Raw genomic sequence first — 22,008 nt, forward strand, 5'->3', positions numbered from 1 at the left:
TTGGATAATTAACCCTGGCCACAGCATTGGTTCATTAAAACCATCAATTGTTCTTGAAATTATCATAATTTAGTGATAATTCATGCCATTTTGGGGTTAACGATTTAAAAGAAGAGATAATATGGGAAACGACGATCAAACATTTAACACAAAAATCATTCCGTTACGAACAAAAATAGATAACATTGATTCACAAATTCTTTCCCTTCTCAAGCAACGCCATGCTCAGGTTGAACATGTGGTCAAGCTAAAGAAAAAACACCAGATACCCGTATATCATCCTGCCAGGGAAGAAGATCTGATCTCAAAACTGAGAATTCAGGCACAAAACGCCAATCTTGACCCGGATTTCATGGAAGACCTTTACCGGGTGATTTTAAGGCAGTCCCGTGTCGAGCAGACCGGCCAGATGGAACACAAAGGCATCAGACCGGGTGCCAAGGTACTGATCGTCGGGGGGGCGGGCCAGATGGGAAGATTTTTTGCTTCACTGTTTCTCAAATCCGGTTATGACGTTAAAATCCTTACAAGACAAGATTGGGACAATGCAAAACAACTTTGCAAAAACGTTGATCTTTGCCTGATTTCAGTTCCCATTGAAAAAACCGAAACTATTATTGAACAGATCGTACCCTTTCTTGAACCCAAAACCCTTCTTGCGGATCTGACCAGCATAAAAACCAAACCATTGGAAAAAATGCTTGCTGCCCATCCGGGACCTGTGACAGGACTTCATCCCATATTCGGACCCACGTCGGGTTCCCTTGACAAACAGATCATTGTGGTCACACCGGGAAGAGATTCAGACAGCTGCAAGTGGCTGAAAGAACAGCTTACGCTATGGGGGGGGATTATTGTTGAATCCAGCGCTGCAGAGCATGACGAAATAATGGAAATTGTCCAGGCACTTCGCCATTTCGCCACGTTCTGTTTCGGGCAGTTTTTATATGAACGGGGCACACCTCTTGAAAGAACCCTTGAATTTTCAAGCCCGATTTACCGCCTTGAGCTGGGAATGGTAGGGCGCTTATTTGCCCAGGACAGCTCGCTTTATGCGGAAATAATTTTTGCGACCCCGGAACGTCGGAATCTTTTAAAAGAGTTTATTTCTTCTTTAAGCCAGCATTTTGAAATGCTGGAAAAAAATGATAAAGACCTCTTTATTTCAAAATTCAAACACATTGCCCGGTGGTTTGGCCCGTTCAGTGAACAGGCCATGCGTGAAAGCACATTTTTAATCAACAAGCTTACGGAACGGTTTTAACTTTATTGGTCTTTTTTTTCCTGCCGTTCCATTTGAATAAATTCAAGTATTTCCTTTAGCACGAAATACTTTGATAGTGCTGCGGCAATTTCTTCTTGTTCAGGTTTTGTCCCTGTTGTCCGGGTGATAAAGTCTGATATGCCCCCAATGGCTTCAACCATGCAGTCCTTAAGTTTGATATCTGTTTTTAAAGTCTTCATTGATTTAGATTTTCCCATATTGTTTTAATTTTTTAAATAAGGTTTTTCTTGTAATCCCAAGTCTCCTGGCCGCCTCACTCTTGTTGCCGCCGGCGGATTCAAGAGTGGAAAGAATGGCTTTTTGCTCTACCTGTGACAGCCTGATGTTTCCAAAGTCCGTTCCTGCATCAATGCTGTCTGCTTCTTTGATTGTGGCAAAGGACAGATCTTCCAGACAGATAAAATCGGACCTGGCAAGCACAACCCCCCTTTCCACACTATTCATCAACTCCCTGACATTGCCTTCCCACCCATACCTGATCATGGCATCCATGGCATCGGGTGAAAAACCTTTGATATCACGTTTGTTTTTCTTTGCAAACATTTCCAGAAAATGAAGGGCAAGGGTTGGAATATCTTCTTTTCTTTCTCTCAACGCAGGTATTTCAACAGTCACAACATTCAGCCGATAATATAAATCCTGTCTAAATTTTTCCTGTTCAGACCATTTTTTTAAGTCTTTATTGGTTGCCGCAATAATCCGAACATCCGTATTAATGTTTTGATCACTTCCCACGGGTGTAATTTCCTTCTCCTGGATCACCCTCAACAATTTTGCCTGCATGCCAAGACTCATCTCACCAATCTCATCCAGCAGAATACTGCCCTTGTCAGCCAGCAGAAACTTTCCTTTCCTTCTTCTGTCCGCACCGGTGAAGGCTCCTTTTTCATGACCGAACAGCTCTGATTCCAGAAGGGTTTCCGTGATGGCAGCGCAATTGATTCGCACAAAAGGCTGATCTTTTCTCAACGAATTAAAATGAATGGCAGATGAAACCAGCTCCTTGCCGGTTCCGGATTCCCCTGTAACCAGCACATTGGCATCCGTGGGGGCCACCATATGGATGGTATCCAGCAAAGAAAGTATGGCAGGGCTTTTGCCGATAATATCATGGTCAAAGGATCGCGCCTTTAACCGGGTTTTCAAATCCTGATTTTCGGTTTTCAAAAAAATACTTTCAAATATACGTTCAATGGTAAGTTTGAGTTTATCAAAATCCAGGGGTTTGGTCAGATAGTCATAAGCACCTATTTTCAAGGCCTTTATAGCGGTTTGAACCGATGAATAGGCAGTCATGATAATCACCGGCAGGGACGGATTATAAGCTTTTATATGCTGCAAAGCTTCCATTCCCGACATTTTCACCATTTTCATGTCCATCAAAATCAAATCAAAAGGCTGTGCTTTTACCATTTCCACGCCAATTATCCCGTCATCTGCCAGAAGAACCTGATACCCCCAATCCGTCATCAAGGTTTTGAGCATCATGGCATGTGCCCTGTCATCGTCAACCACAAGTATTTTTTTCATTTGTTTTTTATCCTCTGAATTTTATCCTCAGGCTGTTATATCCGGCTTTTTTTCTTTTATGAAACCGGCAAATTAATAATAAAACAGGTGCCGCGCCCTTTTGTACTTTCCACACGGATGCTGCCGTTAAGGTTTTCAATTATCCTGTGAACAATTGAAAGCCCAAGCCCCGTTCCTGTGGAGCGGGTTGTAAAATAAGGATCAAAAACCAGGTCCATATCCTGTTCATCAATACCGCTGCCGTTATCCATCACCCTTATTTCAATGTGTCCCGGTATTTTGGCAGCATCCTGCACCCGGATTTCCAGTCGCCCCCGGTCCCCCAATGCCTGAATGGCATTGATATATAAATTTAGCAGCACCTGATTCATACGGTCGCCATCCGTACAAATAAACGGTTGTTTTAAATCAATATCGACTTTGGTGTCTATTTTTTTTTGAACCAGGTCATGGTGAACGAGTTTGAGGGAATGATCAATCAGATCATGTAGATCCACCTGTTTTTTTTCAACCACCATGGGTTTTGCAAATTCAAGCAATTGAGTAATGGACCGGTTTATCCGTTCAACTTCCTTGACCATTATCAGGGCTGTCTCACTATCTGTGGCATTATCTTCATACCGCTTGCTGAAATAGGTGGCAAAGCCTTTGATGGAACTCAAGGGATTTCGGATCTCATGGGCAACACCTGCTGCAAGCTTTCCGATGGCGGCAAGCCGCTTGTTTGTTTCCACCTGTTTTTTCAACTCCCATATCTGGGTGAGATCCCTGAAAAGAAATAAAAATCCCATGACTTGATTTTCACTGTCCCTGATAGGAGATGCTGTGACATCCAGGCGAATATTACTGCCGCTAACACTTTTAAGAGAGATCTCCCGGTTGACCATCTCCTGGGAGCTGGTCATCTCATCAATCAATTCAATTAATTCAACCAATTGCGGAAACGACGATGTTAAATCCCCGCCAAAGATTTTTTTTGCAGACCGGTTAACCGAGGTGATGTCATGATCTAAATTCATGGTCACCAGTCCTGACGGCATGTTCTGGATCACAGTATCGGAAAACGCCTTTACGCTGGTCAAAGATGCCCTGGCAGAACGGTATGCCTGGAATGCGAACAATGCAACCATTCCGGTACATCCCAGCAGAAAAAAGAATGTCCCGCGCCATACCGTCTCCTTTAAAAGCCTGGTCCGTGCAAATTTTTCTCGTTCCATGGAAAGCCCTGCAAAAAGATAATGCTCCGCCATTTCCGTCAGTTCTTCACCATGGCCCTGAAGATACGGCCGGCTCCAGTCCATTGTTTCTCTTTGCCTCTCCTGCCGGTCCTGAAAGCTCTCCTGCCGGTTTGGAAGGTTATCCTGCGGATGAATCGGCATGCCGTGCATCCGCATATGTCCGCGCTTGAATCGTGGACGTACCGGCACAAACCGCTTGAACACTTCAAATACCTCATCCTTGTCTTTTTGCTGCCTGACCCTGTGATAGACCTTTGCAGTATCTTCATTTATCTTAGCCGTATCCGGCATGGCATCAAAAATTTGCCCTACCATGGAGGCATCCGAATGTGCCAGTATACGGCCATCTTTTGAGGTGATCATCATATAAACAACTTCAGGCTGAAACGAGGTTTCCAACAGCATTGCCTGGATTCTTTGTGCCCCCCACCGCATGGTGAACATCCCGGTTCTTGTTCCTGCCTCAAAGGTCCTGATCAAAGAGACTCCCTTTTCCAGCAGCCTTTGAAAAGAAAATTCCTTTTGCCGTTCAAGCCGGTCCAGGGTCATAAGTGTAAAGATAGGCAGCAGGATCAATAGCACACCTGCCATCAAAAGGGGTGATACAAAAAAAACCGCATGTTTTTTCATTTTTATTCAAAGTCTCCATTAATTTTCAGACACCCTGATTCCGGGTATTTTATATCCAACTGGATACATTAATATGGGTAAAAAGTATACACTACACCAAATTCACTATCAATCTCTTATTTCACATTATTTTCAATATAACCTTGGAATTCAATAAATTAGGAAATATTATTTTTCATGGCACACCATTTGCTTTAATCTATTTCAGAAAACGATCAAAAAGATCACTTGACAAACAAACCAATAACAACAGGAGATTATTATGAAAAAACTAACTCTTATCATCAGTTCTTTACTTATGGTTGCCATGGTGGCAGGAAGCGTATTTGCATGGGGACCGGCCAAAGGCCAAAGAATGGGCCAGGGTTTTAATCAAAACTGCCCGGGATATGGAGGACAGGCCATGTGGAACGATCTGTCCAAAGAACAAAAAGATGAACTCAACACCCTTCGGCAAAAATTCATTGACGAGACCTATGCACTCCGGTCTGAAAAATTTCAAAAACAGCAGGAAATGAGACTGCTTATGGAAACCTCCCAGCCTGACAGAGCAAAGCTGGACAGCTTTTCCCAGGATCTTGCAGACCTGCAAAAAAAGTTAAGAGATAAACAAATCGACTTTCAACTGGAAGCAAAAAAGATCGCTCCCGGACTGAATATGGGTCAGGGTTTTGGCCGGGGACATGACGGATGGTCAGGCAAAGGCTGCCATAGAGGATTACAGGGACAGGGCTGTGGAAGGTATAACAATTAAATGCTGATATGATTTGCGATATTAACCGCCCGAAAGGATGACACCATCTTTCGGGCGGTTTTTTTATTCTTGTTCAAGGCGTGTTTATTCCCGGTCAAGGCTTATCTGATTTTTCAGCACACCGATTTTTTCGATTTTTGTTTCCAGCACATCCCCGGGAGCAAGATAAACCGGCGGTTTTCTGGTAAATCCGACACCGCTGGGAGTTCCCGTAAGAATAAGGGTTCCCGGAACCAGGGTGGTTGACTCAGACAGATAAGAAATGATTTGGCCCACTGAAAAAATCATGTCGCTGGTATTGCTTTTCTGCATGGTATTACCGTTTAACACACATTCAATATCCAGGTGATCCGGGGCGTCAAGTTCATCTGCAATCACAAGCCAAGGGCCAAGGGGACAAAAGGTGTCAAAGCTTTTCCCCTTTATCCATTGCCCGCCGCCGCCATGCTTCTGCCATCTTCTGGCGGATATATCATTGGCGCAAGTGTATCCCAGGACATGATCCAGCGCCTTTTCCGGAGAGACATTTCTGGTTTTTTTCTTGATGACCACGGCAAGCTCGGCCTCATAATCCACTTCCGGAACTTTTACGCAGGAGGCCGGAATCCTGACATCCTCCAGATGGCCTGCTGCAGAACTGATATTTTTCATAAAAACCACCGGATATTTCGGCAATGCCATGCCGGTCTCTTTTGCATGGAGCTTATAATTCAAACCAATACAGAAAATAACAGCCGGAGAAATCGGCGGTAAAAATGTTTTAACCGGTTTTTGTTTTTCCGTAATGAAAAAATCAGAATAAATATCCCCCTCAATCACGGATGCTTTGCCGTTATCAAAGTCACACCCTGTATAGATTTTATTGTCATCACTTTCAAACCTTAATATTTGCATGTTTATTTTCCCCTGATAATTTTATATACAATTAAAAACAAAATAGTTTTGATTCCAACTATTTATAAATTCCTTCAGATAACTGCCACGGGCAGACCTGGTATTTCATTCCGGTTTGCCCACAATAAAACATGAAAGTCGCTGTTTGGATTTTTGAAGACTTTCATATAAAAATAAACCTGTGAGCGGAAATTTTAAAAAACTATTGACCGGTCTTTCCTTAACCGGAACGTCAAATTTTCTAATATTACAAATATTTGATATGCCTATATCTGAATTGTTGCAATATAATTTTTAATACTGTCCCGGACATCAACAGGAACATTATCAAACTGAACACCGTAGGATACGGACAGACCTTTCTTTTGGACATTTCTGACGATTCCGGCAATCATGATATCCCGGCTTGTTCCAGGCAAGCGAATGGATATTTTCAAAGCGTCTGACTTCCTTGCAATATGATTTTTCTCGCTGGGCTTATATGTGACTGCAATACGACAGCCTGTCATATTAATATCCCGGATAACAACATTCTTGGGCGTACCTTTAAAAACGATACCGGCTGCAAGACTGCAACCGGCCCTGTCTTCCGAACGAAGTTTTCGCTCAATAACCCTGGCAGGGTATTCTAAAATAACAACACGGATCGGTTTGGAAAGAGTCTCAATAATATTACTGGCAAAAACATATATCATACCATTTGACAGATATTTAACAATCAGCTGATTACCGGGAAAAAGTTTAGGCTTGATAGTGGAAAAAGGAGACGGTTGTTTGAGTATAAAATATTCCCCTTTTTCCATACCCACAAAGCTGCTGGTAATGGGAATTGCAATGTCTTCAATCTTAATGCTAAGTTTGGTTCCAATATCAATATCACAAATCAGGTCCCTGCCGTTGTTTATTCTTTTTTCCATAATAGAATCAATCTTTTTTAAAAATAAAAGTATGATAACTTTGAAAAAATAACCATGATTTTCATCTTCTCATCAGTTAAAAATAGTTTATACACCCAACTAAAATCAGGTATCACATTTTATTGTATTACACCAGAATTGATTACCTGTATTATAAAAACCACAATAATTTTGTTCAATAAGCAATCCCTTGAGGTTTGCTATTTCAAATCAGCAAAAAAATACACCTTATCAATTTTATTGCCATTAATTTTAAATCCGAATATTTGCATATTTCTTTTCTCCTGATAATCTTATATACAATTTAAAATGAAAAACACTGTTTTAAATTATAGTAAAGTCTTAAAAAGACCAAATATGGCCGTGGCTATCATTTTAAAACCATTGCTCCAAAAGAGTAAAACCCTTTAACCCATGAGCAAGGATTTAGAAAAGTTATTTGCCGGCCTTTCCGGCGAAAAGGCAGATCTGATTATCCTGATTTTGACTTCTCAAAATATTAAGGCACATGCAGAAGGTTTACACAAATCCTTTGATATCCTGGTAAGCTCCAAAGACCGACAAAAAGCCCTGGCAACGATTGAGGCATATTATAAAGAAAATAAATATAACAGGCTCAAACAGCAATTGCAGCAAATTCCAATATCTTCCTTTAAATCAATTCCTGCTTTTTTTATCATGGGGCTTCTCTGCCTGATTCATGTGAGCTGCCTTGAATATCACATCCACGAGGATATGATATTCAAATATGGAGTATCAGCTCTTTTCATCCTCCAGGGAGAGACCTACAGAGCTGTTACAGCCCTGATGCTGCATTCGGATGCCCGTCATCTGCTGGGAAATATGGCAGGCCTGCTCATTTTCGGGGCACCTGTCATAAGTCTTTCAGGATTTGGCGCAGGACCTTTTATGCTGTTGTTTACCGGAACCGCCGGTAATCTTATCAATGCCCATTTTCATAAAACCGCCCATCTTTCCATTGGCGCATCCACATCCGTCATGGGAGCAGCCGGGCTTCTTGTGGCCTTCCGGATAACGCAAACAGGAAAACCCTTTCGCTGGAACACGCTTTTGCCCATGATTGCCGGTGCCGTTCTGGTCGGCATGTTCAGCCAGGGAGAGCGAACAGATGTGTGGGCACATGTTTTTGGTTTCCTTTGCGGAGTGTTGTCCGGCATCTTTTTTTTTCCTTTGAACAGAACGATCAATTTTCCTCAAAAAAATACCATGGCACTGTTCATCTCCCTGCTTATAATTGCAGCAGCGCTTTTATCTGCAACGCAGATGTAGGACACCCGGACTTGAGGCAACAGTTTATTTTATTCTGTGATCCATGGGCAGTTTCAGACAAAAAATCCATTCAAATGTGTCCCTGAAAACAAAACAACAACGGCCTCAAAAAAAAATTTGAGACCGTTGTATCTAAAACTTAACGCAAGCGAATTCAGATGAATTCAGGATCAATAATACTGATCATGGCATGGCCGCCCTGAACATTTATTGTATTGGTAAATCCGTTGTGGACAAACAGGGTCTGGCATTCATAAGAGCGGGCCCCTGTACCGCACACAAGACATACAGGATCTGTTCTTGACACTTCATTAAATCTTTCCCGCAGTTCAGACTGGGGAATATTCATCCAGCGGTCCCGGTATTTTTCAACAAACGGTTCCGCCTCTTTAGGCTCCCTGACATCCAGTACCTTGATTTCATCATTTTTAAACGCTTCCACAAAATCAATAACATCTATGGGCTTGTTCAGATTTTCCAGGATATTGTCCAGCGCATTGCCCGCGTTGTTGATAATGTCCATGGCAGATGCAAACGGCGGTGCATACCCTGTTTCAAGCACACACACATCATCCACATTCAGACCGAGCTGCAATAAAGGCGCAATCGCATCAACACGGGCCTTGATGGCATCGTCCTGTCCGCCCACAGCCTCGATTCCTAAAATTTTTCTAGTCTTACTGTCCGCAATCAGTTTGATGAACATAAGCTGGGCAGAAGGATAAAAATGAGCCCGGTCAGGCTGTGATACAATGGCATGAACCGGATCAAAACCGTTTGCCTTTGCCTGATCAGATGTCAACCCTGCTGTGGCAACCCCCATGTCAAAAACCTTGATGCAAAAAGTCCCAACGGTTCCGTTGAACTGACTTGCCCTGCCATGAATATTGTTGGCAATGATCCTGCCCTGCCTGTTGGCAAGAGATCCCAGAGGCATGGTCATATTTTCGCCGCTCACAAGATTTCTAAGCTCGACGCAATCCCCCCCGGCATAAATGTCGGGATCAGTTGTCTTCATACACCTGTCCACCAGCAGGGCACCGGAAAGGCCCACGGCCAGGCCCGAATCTGCGGCAAACTTCGTATTTGGCCTGACACCCGCAGACAGCACAACCATATCACATTCCATGGTGCCGTTGCTAGTTTCAACCGAGGTGACCTGTGAGTCGGCATCACCATTGATGCATTCCACCTTTTCAGACAGCATTACTTTGACACCATGTTTTTCAAGCTGATTTTCCACAACTTTTGACATATTTTTTCCCAGGGCCGTAGGCAGAACCTGATCCGCCATTTCTATGATGGTGGTTTCAACCCCCCACAGATCGGTAAGCGCTTCAGCCATTTCAATACCAATGGCACCTGCACCGATGACCACGGCTTTTCCCACATGGCCCTTTGAAATTTTATCCTTGATGTCCTTGGCATTATGAAGATTTGACACCGTGAAGACCATGGGAAGGTCTGCCCCGGGGATTGGTGGTCTGAAGGGTGTTGCACCTGTGGCAATCACGAGTTTGTCATATTCCAGGGATTCTTTTCTCCCGTCTGACAGATGTTGAATATCCAGTTTTTTTTCTTTTCTGTTGATACCCATGGCTTCAACCCCGGGCATAATTTTAACACCTTTACAGGTTCTGAAAAATTCAGGGTCTCTTACAACATGGGATGAAGTTGAACAAAGCCCTTCTATGTCAGCAATATCCCCACCCACATAATAAGGAATGCCGCAGCCCCCGTAGGAAATAAGGTTATCCCGGTCTACAACCGTAATCTGGATTTCAGGATCAAGTCTTCTAAGTCTGCAGGCTACTTTGGGCCCCAAAGCAACCGCTCCGACAATAATAACGCGTTTCACCATTCTACTCCCTTTTGTCACTCTGATTAAAACCATGTTTTTACAAAACAAGTGACCTTTTTATTGTTATTCCATATTTATTATAATCAAAGATTTCAAATTTGAAATCTCCATAAAATAACACATCCGATTTAAAAACAATAATCGTTTGACATCATACCTGTTCTTTTTATATTTTGGAAATGCCATCTTAAAGCACATGATCTCTTTTAAAAAACAAATTTTTAAAACCTCTGGATCGGTAAGGAAAATTCATATGAAAAAAACAACCCCGAGTATCCTGATTATAGGAGGGGGCGTTGCAGGAATATCTGCGGCGCAAACCCTTTCCCATCAGGATGTTATCGTACACCTGGTGGAAAAAGACGACACCCTTGGCGGGCATGCCGCCCTGTGGGCATGCATGGCAACCGGCAGCTGTGAAAACTGCGGGGCATGCCTGAGTATTGAAATGGCAGATCAGATCCTGAAACAGAAAAATGTGACTTGTCACCTTGATGCCATGGTTGAAACCCTGATCAAAAAAGACCAAGGGTATGAGGTGGGCCTTAACAACAAAGAGACCTTTTTTGTTGAAAAAATCATCTTGGCCACAGGATTTTCACCTTTTGATCCTGTTCAGATCAAGTCCCTTCACCATGATGTATATGAAAACGTAATTACCACGGCCCGGCTAAATACCCTTTTGAAAGAAGAAACCCTTTCAGAATACTTGAACGGAAAAGCTGACCCAAAAATCGCCTTTATCCAGTGCGTTGGGTCCAGGAATCGTGAACAGGGAAAAGATTATTGTTCCCAGGTCTGCTGTAAAATCTCCATGCGCCATGCCAACAAACTGGTTCATCTTTACCCTGAGGCCGATATCACCCTCTTCCACATGGATCTTCAGATCATTGGCAAAGAGGTAAGACCCCTTTTTAGCACCCTTTCTAAAAATATTGAGCTGATCCAGGGCGTTCCTGCTGAAATACTTGAAGATGCGGAAACCAAGATGCTGACCATCATGACGGAAGCCAAAGAGAACCAAACTAAAAACAATCAAGCCCCAAAAAATCAAACCCCAAAAAATCAAACCAGGATTGCCAGAGCCTTTGATCTTATTGTTCTGTCCGTTGGCATGCAGCCGTCCCAGAACCTTGAGAACACAGCAAAGCTGCTGGGCATAAGCCCCAATTCATGGGGTTTTTTCAATACAGACCAGGCAATGCTGTCAGCTGATGTAAGTGTTGCAGGGTGTGCCAAGGGCCCCAAAGACATACTTGCCTCTCAACAGGATGGCAGAATGGCAGCAGCCAGGATAATTGACGAACTTGGGTTGACACACGACAAGAAACCGGGCATTGCGGTTTTCGGACAAGGTTCACAGGCCGACCAGACCGCAATGGCGATCGCTGCAAAAGGATATAGCACCTATCTTTTCGGACCGGGAACAAATCTTTGCGATGATACCCAGGTAACAATATTGAACAACAGCAAACTTATTTCCATATCCGGCACTGCCGGAAACTTTTCCATCTTTTATGAATCTCCTTTTGATGAATCCTCTTTTGATAAATCTATTGGGAGTAAAAAAACAACATTGACCTGCGCCGCCATCATTGCGGCCCATGAGCCCATACAGTCACAAAAGCCGCTTTCAGGCCTGACCAACAAGCCCGCAAGTCTTGATGCACTCTCCCAAATGATTGAGAAAACACCTGATGATTGCCCGGACAACATTGCCGTCCTGCTGGATTATCACGGCCCTGAATTCAAATCATCTGCAAGGCTCGCCCTTAATACTGCCATCAAAGCACGATCGCTGGGAAAAAACATCTCTGTCATCATGAACAAAATGCTGGTACACGGAGAATCCGGCCAGCGCCTCTACGACACGGCCAGACAGCAAGGTGTTGATTTTCTCAGATTTGAAACCAGTGATGACATTGATATCCGGGATTCAGGCAACGGCTTTTCAATCAAACTCAAAGAGGCCACCCTGCCTTTCATTGAGCTGAACCTCAATTGTGACTGCCTTGTATTGCCCCCGGTCGTCCTTCCCGGCACAGAATTTAAAGATGCTGCAGCCCTTCTACGGCAGCCCCTTGACAAACAAGGCTTTCTGCAATCTGCCAACACCCGCCACAGGTTGACCAGGTCTTCCAGAAAAGGCATCTTTTTTGCCGGAAGCGGTCATGACGAGACAGACCAGGAGGATTTAAACAATGAAATAAAAGATATTTTATCTGAACTTTCTTCCCAGGCCCCTTATTGGACTAAATTGGATCAGGCCAAATTGGATTCACCTCAAATAGATACCGGGGTTGAAATAAATCAGAAAAAATGTGCCCAATGTCTTACCTGTATACGGATCTGCCCTCATGGCGCCATTGTCATGAATGAAAAAAACCGGCCCCAGATTGTACCAAACTCATGTTTTTCATGTCATCTTTGTGTGTCCAACTGCCCGGCATATGCCATTGAGTCAAAAGAACTGAGCAATGACCTGATTGCCCGAAAAATTGAAACAAACAAAATTGTCATCCTGGCCTGCGAACGGTCGGCTGCCCTTGCTGCAAACAATCTTTGCCTGCCGGATAATATCACATTGATTAAAATTCCCTGTGTCTGCAGAATCAGCAGCGACATCATTTTAAAAGCTCTTTTAAACGGTGCTGCACAAGTGATTGTCAGCGGGTGCCACGAAGAAAACTGCCGTTCTTTTGCTGGCAGCCGTGTTGCCGAGACCAGCGTGAACAACGTATCGCGTCTTCCGGGAGTTGCGGCATCCAAAATAATGTGGGAACCTGTTGCAGCCAATGAAACCGCAAAATTCAAACGCATTATTGCAAATGCATCAGAATAACTGCCATGCGCAGACCTGGTCTTTCATCTTGGTTTGCCATAACAAAGATTGAAAGTCTATGTGTGGATTTTTAAAGACTTTTTTATAAAAAGGAAAAACATATGGATCATGCAACGATAAATAAAGATTCTGTTCTGTATACCCTGCTCAAACAATTGTCTCCGGGCCACAATAGTCTTGAATGCCTCACCTGCGGGGCATGTACCTCCAGGTGTACCTGGTTTGAAGGGGAAGGCGGCCCCCTGCCCCGCCAGATCATCCGCATGGCCGCCCTTGGGCTTGACGAACAGCTTGTAAACAGCCATATGCTCTGGGACTGCCTGATCTGCAACCGCTGCACCCAGGTTTGCCCCATGGGGATCTGCATGGACAAAATTGTAGCAAAAGCCAGAAGCCTTGCCATTGCAGATGAGAAAATCCCTGAAGATCTTAAACAAGGAATTAAAAACCGAATGGAAGTGGGCGATGTCAACGGTCTGAGCAAAGAAGAATTTGTAGAAACCGTTGAATGGGTCAGCGAAGAATTTGCTGATGAAATAAATGATCCTAAAGCTAAAATCCCCCATGATCAAAAAGGTGCAAAGCTTCTCTACCTTCCCAACCCAAGAGAACTGGGCGTCAACCTGCTTCAATTGACGGCCATGGCAAAACTTTTTTATGCCATAAAAGAACCATGGACCATGTCTGCCCGCCATTCAGACGTCACCAACTGGGGATATTTTGTGGGCAAGGATGACATCACAAAAAAAATGGCACTGATGGTGGTTGAACCGGCTGAAGAACTCGGCATTGAAAACCTTGTGCTTGGAGAATGCGGCCATGGTTACCATGTATTAAAATACCTCCTTGAAGACATTATCGGAAGAAAACCAAAATTTGAAGTTGTCAGCATGCCCGAACTGGTTATGCAGTATGCCCGAAAAGGAATTCTTAAATTTGACCCCGGCGTACATCCCTATAAAATCGCATACCATGATCCCTGCAACATTTCCAGAAAATCAGGAGGATATGACGCCCCGAGACAATTGCTTTCCATGGTCTGCCAGGGAGTTGTGGAACTTACCCCCAACAGGGAAGACGCAATCTGCTGCGGCGGAGGAGGAGGCATGTTGCAGGACGGTAAAAGCACAAAAAAAAGAATGATCACAGGAAAACCAAAAGCCGACCAGATAAAGGCAGCCAGTCTGCCTCATCTTGCCACGGCATGTCTGTCATGCCACCGGCAGATAGAAGAATTGTCCGCTCATTATAATCTGGGCATAAAAATCCATACAGTGGCTTATCTGGCATCTGAGTCTCTGATAATGTAAGCTACTCAAATTTCGGACTTAAGCTTAGCAGACGCTCACTTACTTGGTTTAAAGAGTCAAACAAGTTGATGCGAATTAAGCTGATGCTATATTATGTGTTACAAATAATTTTCAAACAGACTTTCAAAAAACATGATCATCGCGTATATTACTGACGTAATAACGGCCATGGCAGTTCACTCTGCCACAACAAATAAAGAGGAATCAAATGGATCTTACCGACATCACTTCCATAGAAAAATGGGAAGCCTTTGAAAAAGAATTACACAAGCGCTCCGGAATGAATTCATGTGTGTATGACAAAAACGGAAACCGCATAACATCCTATGCAAACTGGGCGAATGAAGTCTGCCCGACCGTCAAGTCTTATCCTGAGGGGATTGCCGCCATATGTGCAATTGCAAATCAATATTTTACATCAGAAACCCAAAAAACAAAAGAACCTGTTGTGGATGAATGCGATGCAGGGTTTGTTAAATTTGCCGTCCCGATTTTTTATAAACAGGAATTTTTGGGTACTGTTGGCGGCTGCGGCCATCTTCTCCCGGATGGTGAAGTTGAGACTTTCTTTATTGAAAAAGCAATTGACAAAGATGATCTGAAATTGGAAGCAAAAGTCGATAATGTTAAAAAAACGTCTGAACAAGAGATAAAAACATTCATTGATTTTGTTCAATCATACCTGGAAGACATCATGCCGAAATAACCAGGCACAAGGATAGTAACAGGGTTAATTTTGGCTGCCTGAAATTAACCCGCCTGAAATTAACCCGCCTGAAATCAAAGCACCTGGTATTGAACCACCAGATTAAAAAAACTCAAACTTCAGGGTTTCAACTCCTTGTTTCAAATTCTTATCCGCCCCTCAAACACCTTTGTGGCAGGACCGGTCTTAAAGACATGGTTGGTCTCTTTGTTCCAGTGAATGTCAAGGTCTCCGCCATCAAGATGAACAACAGCGCTTTTTGACGTCCTGCCCGTCAGGTTGGCGGCAACCAGAGCGGCACAGGCACCTGTACCGCAGGCCAGAGTCATCCCCGCCCCCCTTTCCCATACCTTCATTTTTAATTCCTTATCATTTACCACTTCAACAAACTCAACATTTGTCTTTTCAGGAAACCTTTCATGGGTCTCAATTGAGCGGCCGATTTTTTTGACATCCACTCTTTCCAGATCATCAACAAACATAACGGCATGGGGGTTTCCCATGGACACAGGGATAATGCCATGCTCCTTGTCCCCTACGGTCAAAAACTCTTCTACGGCAATCTCATTGGGGCTTTTAAACGGAATATCCCGGCAAAAAAGCACGGGTTCGCCCATATCAACCCTTACCGAACTTACCCGACCCGCCTCATCTGTGATCACCTCGGGAATAACGATGCCGGCCTTTGTATCCACACGCATTTTCTTTTGTGGCAATATCTTGTTTTCATACAGAATCTTGGCAAAGCAACGCATGCCGTTGCCGCACATCTGGGCCTGTGATCCGTCAGAATTATATATCCTGAATTTAATATCTTGGACCACGGATTCAAGAATCAGGATCATACCGTCGGCCCCAATGCCGAACTGCCTTGAACAAAGTTTTTTTGACAGATCTGGATAAGGATACCTGATGTCACCTTTCCTGTTATCCAGAAGAATAAAATCATTGCCAAGGCCCTGCATTTTAATAAATTCAATTTCCATATTTTCCGTCCGTCATGCCCTGCAATATCCAAGCAGTGAAATAATATCCCGGCCCATGGCTTCCACCTGCCACTGCCGGACCTGTTCAATTTTTAAAAGCTCTTCAGGTGTTGCAGGATTTTCAGCCCCAATACATGAAATCACTGCATTGTTCAATAAAAACCCAGGTTCAATTCCCAAGGAACCGCTTAATTTTTCTCTCATCTTTTTCAGCCGTTTGATCCGTTCCTGTATCAAATCATCCTTTTTGGGTCTTCTGGTTTTCGGATATGAGGGCAACGCCCTATGCTCCAATTCCATGGCCTTAACCACAGCCTCCACACAAAGGTTTCCATACATGTCCGCCTGTTTTCTGCTCAATGCCCGTATCTTCAGGATACGATCGATTGTCAAGGGTTTCTCGCAGGCCATGGTCATTAACGAGGGATTTGAAATAACTTTAAACAAGGGCTGATCTTTTTTTTGGGCAATGGAAAGCCTCATCTGCAGCAGATTTTCCAGAACAGCAAGGCTCCTGTTGTCCATTTTACCGGCACCCTTAAATTTTTTAAACAAGGGAAAGGTATGATTATTTTCATACCGGACCTGTGCCTGTATTTCAAATTCTTCTTTTGCCCAGGCAAGACGTTTTTTTTCCTTAAGCCGTCCATGAATAATATCCTGCAGTTCTACCAAGTATGCCACGTCCCCCACGGAATATTCAATCATTGCCTGCTTTAGCGGACGTTGTGCCCAGTCCACCTTTTGAAATTTCTTGTCTGCATCAACGTCAAAATTTCTTTTTAACAGGGCTGCAAGCCCCCGCTCTTTGATGCCTAAAAACCGGCAGGCGATCTCAGTGTCAAAAAGATTATTCACCTGCACATGATAATCCCTGTCAAGACTTCTGATATCAAAATCAGACCCGTGAAACACTTTCATAACATCATTATTTTCAAGCACGTTTAAAAAAGATGAAATCTTCTTGATTTCAAAAGGATCAACTAAAAACGCTTCTTTTGCAGAGGCAATCTGGATCAGGCAGATTTTCTCCTTAAAACAATGCATTGAATCCGCTTCCAGATCAACAGCAATTATTTTTTCCTTTAACAGATCATCACAGACATGGTTCAATTCTGATTCAGATTCAATAAACTTGTAATTCAATATTTTTTCCCTTGATTGTTTACACCAGTTCTTCTAAAATTCATGTTTTATTTTAACAGACAACAAAACCCAATGGAAAACAAGATGATTAACATAACATTTCCAGACAATAGTATAAAGAGCTTTGAAAACATCCCCACAGGCATGGATGTTGCCAAAAGTATTTCAGACGGATTTGCCAGAAACTGCGTGGCAATGAAAATTGATGACCGGCTTTTGGATTTAAACGGACAAATCACAGAAGACACCGCCATCAGTTTCATTACTGCCAATGACGATGAAGGGCTTGAAATCCTGAGACATTCGTCTGCCCATGTCATGGCGGAAGCCGTATTAAATATTTATGCGGATGCAAAACTGACCATCGGTCCTGTGGTGGAAGACGGGTTCTACTATGACATCGACATGGAACCGATTTCAAAAGATGACCTTGGTGCCATTGAAGATGAAATGAAAAAAATCATCAAGGCCAAGAATACCTTTGAACGACAGGTGGTTTCAAAACAAGAAGCCCTTGAAATATTCAAGGACAACCCGTTTAAACTTGAAATAATTAATGACCTTGACGAAGCACAGGAAATATCCCTTTACCAGAACGGCAAATTTATTGACCTTTGCCGGGGCCCCCACATTCCCCATACCGGCATGATCAAAGGATTTAAATTATTAAAAATCTCAGGTGCCTACTGGAGAGCGGACCAGACAAGAGAACAGCTTCAGCGGCTTTACGGCATATCCTTTTTTGATAAAAAAAAGCTCAACAAATATATCCACATGATTGAGGAAGCAAAAAAAAGGGATCACCGCAAGCTTGGCACCAAACTGGATCTTTACTCTTTTCATGATGAAGCAGCCGGCATGCCCTTTTTCCATGCAAAAGGCATTGAGGTATGGAATACACTCCTGGACTACTGGCGCGAAGAACACAAAACTGCAGGGTATGTGGAAACAAAAACTCCTGTCATGCTCAACCGCAAACTCTGGGAGCAAAGCGGCCACTGGGAAAATTACAGGGAAAACATGTACACCTCGGTCATTGATGATGAAGAATATGCCATCAAGCCCATGAACTGCCCAGGCGGCATGCTGCTGTACAAAACAAAAGCTTACTCCTACCGGGATCTGCCCTTGAGGGTTGGTGAAATCGGCATGGTTCACCGCCATGAGCTTTCCGGTGCGCTTTCCGGCCTTTTCAGGGTCAGGGCTTTTCATCAGGATGACGCCCATATTTTCATGACACCGGATCAAATCGAAAGCGAAGTTCTCAGGGTATTGATACTGGCAAAGGTAATCTACAGCCGGTTCGGCCTGAATTTTCATCTGGAATTGTCAACCCGGCCCAAAAAATCAATCGGGTCTGACGAGCAATGGGAAAATGCAACAAACGGTCTCAAATCCGCCTTAGAGCGTTATGGCCAGAAATTTTTCATCAATGAAGGGGACGGCGCATTCTACGGTCCCAAAATTGATATTCACATCAAGGATGCCTTAGGAAGAACCTGGCAATGCGGAACTGTGCAGCTGGACATGTCGTTGCCGGAACGCTTTGACCTGACCTACAAGGGCAAGGACAATGAAAAACACCGGCCAGTAATGATCCACCGTGTTATTTACGGATCTTTGGAACGGTTTTTCGGTATTCTTGTGGAACATTTTGCAGGCAAATTTCCCTTGTGGCTGGCACCTGTCCAGGCAATCCTTTTGCCCATCAACCAGGATCTGGCGGATTATGCCGACCAACTCAAATCAGAACTTGAAACGTATCAAATCAGGTGCGAGGTAGACAAACGAAGCGAGACCCTAAAAAAGAAAATCAGAGATGCCCAGCTAAATTACGTTCCGCTGATCCTCACCATAGGGGACAAGGAAAAGGAAACCAAGACACTTTCCGTGAGAACCCTTGACGGAGAGGTCAGGATGGGAATCGACATGTTTGATTTTGTTGCGCCTGTGTCGCACCATATCAAGGAAAGAACCCTGAATGAGCCCATTTTCTAGAACCCTGGGCAGGATTGTTTTTTACAGACTGCCGGTAATTATGTTTTGTACCTTAATTTTCTGGCAGTCTTCCTATCCGGGTGTGGTTTCAGGGTCTTCATTCCCCCATGCGGACAAGGTGCTTCATTTCGGGGGGTATGCCTTTCTGGCCATCCTTACTGCCATAAGCCTTAAAGAAGGAAAACCCCTCTGGTCCCCCTTAAAAATCAAGATTGTTACCATTCTTTTTGCCTGCTTTTACGGATTATCAGATGAAGTCCACCAGGCATTTGTAGCGGCACGGTCTGCCTCTGTCTATGACTTTATAGCAGACTGTGCCGGAAGCATATTGGGCTGTCTTTTTTATATGAAATTTTTATCCCGCCGCAAATAAATCCTTATTTTTCTTCAAAACATGAATTTTCCACTATTGATTCTTTTCAAAACCTTTTATATAAAACCGTCATGAGTAAAGTTAACTCTTTCATTTTAAATTTACTCATAACAAAGATTAAAAGTCTTTGTGTAAATTTTTCAAGTCATAAATTTTACTAACTGCCACGGGCAGACCTGGCCATTTTATACAACAATCTGGTCATATTGTTTTGCCCACAACAAAATATGCAAGTCACTGTTTGGATTTTTCAAGACTTTCATATGAATTAGGGGGAATATGAAAAAAATAAAACGTCTGATTTTGTCATTTTTGATGGGCTTTGTATTGTTTTTTGTACCATCTTGTGCGCAAGCAGACAATATCTTAAATCTTCTGACCTGGGATGGATATGCGCCAGACAAATATGTGGCTGAGTTTGAGGCCTTTATTGAACAAAAATACGACAAAAAAGTAAAAATCAATCGGACTTATCTTCAGGATACAACTGAAATCTTTGTTCCGGTCAGGACAGGTAAGGCAGATATTTTTGTACCGACCCAGCATATTTTAAATGACGGGCGCTGGAAATTCGTAGATAACAATCTGGCTCTCCCCCTCAACCTGGAAAACATTCCCAATTATAAATATGTGCTTAAATCATTTGAACCCTATACGACCTTCAACGGAAAAGTGTATGCCGCACCAATTGCCCATGGTGCATACGGCTTGGTGTACAATACCAAATACTTTCCCACACCGCCAAAAACCTGGAATATACTGTGGGATGAGCAATACAAGGGGAAATACACCATCACCAAAGGCACAACAGAAGTCAATATTTATATCACAGCCCTGGCATTAGGATATGATGTGGATGACATGTCTGATTTTGCAAAACTTAACAATGAGACTTTTCATGCAAAATTAAGAACCCTGGTGGAAAATGCACATTCATTCTGGCCGGGTATTGATTCTCCGCACCACTTCAAAGGATTGTATCTTGGCACATCCTGGGGCTGGTCCCTCTCCGGTCTTAATCAAAAAGACGATACATGGAAGATGGTGGACCCCCAGGAAGGCTCTCCTGCCTGGATTGACTCCCATGCCATTGCTCATTCGCTGAAAAACAAACCATTTTTAAAAAAAGTGGCTGAAGAATGGATTAATTACACCCTTGGTAAAAAATATCAGATAGAGGTGGTTGTGAACTATCTGACCTCTGCGCCGGTCACCCGGAATATTGTGGACGGGCTGCCCCAGGAAAAAATAAAAGAGTTCCACCTTGATGACCCTGACTATCTTGCCAAATACCATCATTTTTATCCCACAATCAAAGAAAAAAGAGATCGCAACGGCTTAAAAGTTTTATGGAAAAACGCCAGCAAAGGCGTGGCATTAACAGAGAGTAAACAAGAATAAGCATCCATGAGCAAATTCGAAAACTACACAAAAACTTCCAGAAGCTATGATAAAACCCGTATACCGGCAGGTGTGGAAATCATACTCGGTGTTCTTGCAAAACCGGGCCGACCCCTTGATCAGATAAAGCTCCTGGACGCCGGGTGCGGAACCGGTAATTACTCCCGGTCAATCTTGCCTCATGTAGGCCAGATCAAGGCTGTCGATCTTAACCAGGGAATGCTTGACATTGCAGCGGAAAAATTTAAATCCAATGCTGACCAGGGGCGGATTGAATTCCACCAGTCAAGTATTGATCAAATACCGTTTGAAAACAAGAGTTTTGATGCGATTATGGTCAACCAGGTGCTGCATCATCTGGAGGAGATGCAAGATGCTGACTTTCCAGTCTGCCGCAAGGTGTTTATGGAATTTCATCGGGTATTGAAGCCCGGCGGCAGCCTCATTATCAACACAAGCTCCCATGAACAGATAAGGAATGGATACTGGTTCTACAAACTGATTCCGGAAGCTGTGGAAAAACTATGCCGTCGTTATCTGCCTCTGGACACCCTGGCCATGTTGTTGACAGAATCAGGATTTTCCATAAACGGCCGGTTTGTGGCGCTGGATGCCATGTGCCGCGGTGCCGACTATTTTGACAAACTGGGACCCTTGAAAAAAGAATGGCGGGATGGGGACTCCACATTTGCACTGGTTACTGACACAGAATTGAAACGCATTAAAAATGAGGTCTCCAAAATGGAGGCTGACGGAACACTTGCATCTTATGTTGAAACCCAAGACCGGTCAAGGAAACATATCGGCCAGACCACCTTTGTTGCTGCTGCCCGAAACTGACTCACAG

18 protein-coding genes are annotated in these 22,008 nt (G+C 43.5%); 10 read left to right on the top strand and 8 right to left on the bottom strand.

What is annotated here, in order from left to right; translation table 11 throughout:
* Window positions 1–121 precede the first annotated feature (121 nt).
* On the top strand, window positions 122–1,264 hold the full coding sequence (tyrA, locus tag BLT94_RS08220) for a bifunctional chorismate mutase/prephenate dehydrogenase (RefSeq protein WP_092232589.1): 1,143 nt from the start codon (window positions 122–124) through the stop codon (window positions 1,262–1,264).
* Between the two features lie 2 nt (window positions 1,265–1,266).
* On the opposite strand, the gene BLT94_RS08225 is transcribed toward tyrA, so the two are convergent.
* Genes BLT94_RS08225 through BLT94_RS08235 form a run of 3 tightly spaced genes read right to left on the bottom strand, consistent with a single transcriptional unit; the run spans window position 1,267 to window position 4,683 of the window.
* A complete protein-coding gene (locus BLT94_RS08225) occupies window positions 1,267–1,464 on the bottom strand; it encodes a hypothetical protein (protein WP_139169004.1) in 198 nt (65 codons plus the stop codon).
* A gap of 4 nt (window positions 1,465–1,468) precedes the next feature.
* The gene (locus BLT94_RS08230) at window positions 1,469–2,815 is read right to left on the bottom strand and encodes a sigma-54-dependent transcriptional regulator (protein WP_092232595.1); all 1,347 of its coding nucleotides are present in this window, start codon (window positions 2,813–2,815) and stop codon (window positions 1,469–1,471) included.
* 56 nt (window positions 2,816–2,871) lie between these two features.
* Window positions 2,872–4,683: a PAS domain-containing sensor histidine kinase gene (locus BLT94_RS08235; RefSeq protein ID WP_092232598.1), complete on the bottom strand. Its 1,812-nt coding sequence runs from the start codon at window positions 4,681–4,683 to the stop codon at window positions 2,872–2,874.
* A gap of 262 nt (window positions 4,684–4,945) precedes the next feature.
* On the opposite strand from BLT94_RS08235, the gene BLT94_RS08240 reads away from it, so the two are divergent.
* On the top strand, window positions 4,946–5,437 hold the full coding sequence (locus BLT94_RS08240; RefSeq protein WP_092232601.1) for a Spy/CpxP family protein refolding chaperone: 492 nt from the start codon (window positions 4,946–4,948) through the stop codon (window positions 5,435–5,437).
* An 84-nt stretch (window positions 5,438–5,521) separates the two neighbouring features.
* Here the strand turns inward: BLT94_RS08240 and BLT94_RS08245 are convergent, their stop codons facing one another.
* Together BLT94_RS08245 and BLT94_RS08250 are read right to left on the bottom strand one after the other, a co-directional pair.
* Window positions 5,522–6,331 carry a fumarylacetoacetate hydrolase family protein gene (locus BLT94_RS08245; RefSeq protein WP_092232604.1) on the bottom strand — a complete coding sequence of 270 codons (810 nt, stop codon included), beginning with the start codon at window positions 6,329–6,331 and terminating at the stop codon, window positions 5,522–5,524.
* Window positions 6,332–6,597: 266 nt separating this feature from the next.
* The gene (locus tag BLT94_RS08250) at window positions 6,598–7,248 is read right to left on the bottom strand and encodes a flagellar brake domain-containing protein (protein WP_092232607.1); all 651 of its coding nucleotides are present in this window, start codon (window positions 7,246–7,248) and stop codon (window positions 6,598–6,600) included.
* 414 nt (window positions 7,249–7,662) lie between these two features.
* Here BLT94_RS08250 and BLT94_RS08255 point away from each other — a divergent pair, with 414 nt between their 5' ends.
* Complete coding sequence (locus BLT94_RS08255) at window positions 7,663–8,538, top strand: rhomboid family intramembrane serine protease (protein ID WP_092232611.1); 876 nt, start codon at window positions 7,663–7,665, stop codon at window positions 8,536–8,538.
* A 154-nt stretch (window positions 8,539–8,692) separates the two neighbouring features.
* On the opposite strand, the gene BLT94_RS08260 is transcribed toward BLT94_RS08255, so the two are convergent.
* Complete coding sequence (locus BLT94_RS08260) at window positions 8,693–10,399, bottom strand: FAD-dependent oxidoreductase (protein ID WP_092232614.1); 1,707 nt, start codon at window positions 10,397–10,399, stop codon at window positions 8,693–8,695.
* A 253-nt stretch (window positions 10,400–10,652) separates the two neighbouring features.
* Here BLT94_RS08260 and BLT94_RS08265 point away from each other — a divergent pair, with 253 nt between their 5' ends.
* The 3 genes from BLT94_RS08265 (at window position 10,653) to BLT94_RS08275 (ending at window position 15,257) form a co-directional block, all read left to right on the top strand.
* Window positions 10,653–13,241, top strand: coding sequence for an FAD-dependent oxidoreductase (locus BLT94_RS08265; RefSeq protein WP_175530304.1), 2,589 nt, complete (start codon window positions 10,653–10,655; stop codon window positions 13,239–13,241).
* Window positions 13,242–13,342: 101 nt separating this feature from the next.
* Window positions 13,343–14,551 carry a (Fe-S)-binding protein gene (locus tag BLT94_RS08270; RefSeq protein ID WP_092232620.1) on the top strand — a complete coding sequence of 403 codons (1,209 nt, stop codon included), beginning with the start codon at window positions 13,343–13,345 and terminating at the stop codon, window positions 14,549–14,551.
* A gap of 208 nt (window positions 14,552–14,759) precedes the next feature.
* Window positions 14,760–15,257, top strand: a complete 498-nt coding sequence (locus tag BLT94_RS08275) for a PocR ligand-binding domain-containing protein (RefSeq protein ID WP_092232623.1) — start codon at window positions 14,760–14,762, stop codon at window positions 15,255–15,257.
* 140 nt (window positions 15,258–15,397) lie between these two features.
* On the opposite strand, the gene dapF is transcribed toward BLT94_RS08275, so the two are convergent.
* Together dapF and BLT94_RS08285 are read right to left on the bottom strand one after the other, a co-directional pair.
* The gene (gene dapF, locus BLT94_RS08280; RefSeq protein WP_092232627.1) at window positions 15,398–16,243 is read right to left on the bottom strand and encodes a diaminopimelate epimerase; all 846 of its coding nucleotides are present in this window, start codon (window positions 16,241–16,243) and stop codon (window positions 15,398–15,400) included.
* A 12-nt stretch (window positions 16,244–16,255) separates the two neighbouring features.
* Window positions 16,256–17,389, bottom strand: a complete 1,134-nt coding sequence (locus BLT94_RS08285) for a ribonuclease D (protein ID WP_092232628.1) — start codon at window positions 17,387–17,389, stop codon at window positions 16,256–16,258.
* A gap of 84 nt (window positions 17,390–17,473) precedes the next feature.
* Here BLT94_RS08285 and thrS point away from each other — a divergent pair, with 84 nt between their 5' ends.
* The 4 genes from thrS to BLT94_RS08305 all read left to right on the top strand — a co-directional run bounded on the left by thrS (window position 17,474) and on the right by BLT94_RS08305 (window position 22,001).
* Window positions 17,474–19,387 (top strand): threonine--tRNA ligase, encoded by a 1,914-nt coding sequence (gene thrS, locus BLT94_RS08290; RefSeq protein ID WP_092232631.1) that lies wholly within the window; start codon window positions 17,474–17,476, stop codon window positions 19,385–19,387.
* The gene (locus BLT94_RS08295) at window positions 19,371–19,760 is read left to right on the top strand and encodes a VanZ family protein (protein WP_139169006.1); all 390 of its coding nucleotides are present in this window, start codon (window positions 19,371–19,373) and stop codon (window positions 19,758–19,760) included. The genes thrS and BLT94_RS08295 overlap by 17 nt, the downstream gene beginning before the upstream one ends.
* A 279-nt stretch (window positions 19,761–20,039) precedes the next feature.
* Window positions 20,040–21,161, top strand: a complete 1,122-nt coding sequence (locus BLT94_RS08300; protein WP_092232634.1) for an ABC transporter substrate-binding protein — start codon at window positions 20,040–20,042, stop codon at window positions 21,159–21,161.
* Window positions 21,162–21,167: 6 nt separating this feature from the next.
* The gene (locus BLT94_RS08305; RefSeq protein ID WP_092232637.1) at window positions 21,168–22,001 is read left to right on the top strand and encodes a class I SAM-dependent methyltransferase; all 834 of its coding nucleotides are present in this window, start codon (window positions 21,168–21,170) and stop codon (window positions 21,999–22,001) included.
* Window positions 22,002–22,008 lie beyond the last annotated feature (7 nt).

This window comes from Desulfobacula phenolica, from assembly GCF_900105645.1.
In the GTDB taxonomy this organism is placed as follows: domain Bacteria; phylum Desulfobacterota; class Desulfobacteria; order Desulfobacterales; family Desulfobacteraceae; genus Desulfobacula; species Desulfobacula toluolica.

Bases quoted from the DNA above. Each gene is read 5' to 3' on its own strand.
- tyrA (WP_092232589.1), top strand. From the start codon at position 122: ATGGGAAACGACGATCAAACATTTAACACAAAAATCATTCCGTTACGA.
- BLT94_RS08225 (WP_139169004.1), bottom strand. From the start codon at position 1,464: ATGAAGACTTTAAAAACAGATATCAAACTTAAGGACTGCATGGTTGAA.
- BLT94_RS08230 (WP_092232595.1), bottom strand. From the start codon at position 2,815: ATGAAAAAAATACTTGTGGTTGACGATGACAGGGCACATGCCATGATG.
- BLT94_RS08235 (WP_092232598.1), bottom strand. From the start codon at position 4,683: ATGAAAAAACATGCGGTTTTTTTTGTATCACCCCTTTTGATGGCAGGT.
- BLT94_RS08240 (WP_092232601.1), top strand. From the start codon at position 4,946: ATGAAAAAACTAACTCTTATCATCAGTTCTTTACTTATGGTTGCCATG.
- BLT94_RS08245 (WP_092232604.1), bottom strand. From the start codon at position 6,331: ATGCAAATATTAAGGTTTGAAAGTGATGACAATAAAATCTATACAGGG.
- BLT94_RS08250 (WP_092232607.1), bottom strand. From the start codon at position 7,248: ATGGAAAAAAGAATAAACAACGGCAGGGACCTGATTTGTGATATTGAT.
- BLT94_RS08255 (WP_092232611.1), top strand. From the start codon at position 7,663: ATGAGCAAGGATTTAGAAAAGTTATTTGCCGGCCTTTCCGGCGAAAAG.
- BLT94_RS08260 (WP_092232614.1), bottom strand. From the start codon at position 10,399: ATGGTGAAACGCGTTATTATTGTCGGAGCGGTTGCTTTGGGGCCCAAA.
- BLT94_RS08265 (WP_175530304.1), top strand. From the start codon at position 10,653: ATGAAAAAAACAACCCCGAGTATCCTGATTATAGGAGGGGGCGTTGCA.
- BLT94_RS08270 (WP_092232620.1), top strand. From the start codon at position 13,343: ATGGATCATGCAACGATAAATAAAGATTCTGTTCTGTATACCCTGCTC.
- BLT94_RS08275 (WP_092232623.1), top strand. From the start codon at position 14,760: ATGGATCTTACCGACATCACTTCCATAGAAAAATGGGAAGCCTTTGAA.
- dapF (WP_092232627.1), bottom strand. From the start codon at position 16,243: ATGGAAATTGAATTTATTAAAATGCAGGGCCTTGGCAATGATTTTATT.
- thrS (WP_092232631.1), top strand. From the start codon at position 17,474: ATGATTAACATAACATTTCCAGACAATAGTATAAAGAGCTTTGAAAAC.
- BLT94_RS08295 (WP_139169006.1), top strand. From the start codon at position 19,371: ATGAGCCCATTTTCTAGAACCCTGGGCAGGATTGTTTTTTACAGACTG.
- BLT94_RS08300 (WP_092232634.1), top strand. From the start codon at position 20,040: ATGAAAAAAATAAAACGTCTGATTTTGTCATTTTTGATGGGCTTTGTA.
- BLT94_RS08305 (WP_092232637.1), top strand. From the start codon at position 21,168: ATGAGCAAATTCGAAAACTACACAAAAACTTCCAGAAGCTATGATAAA.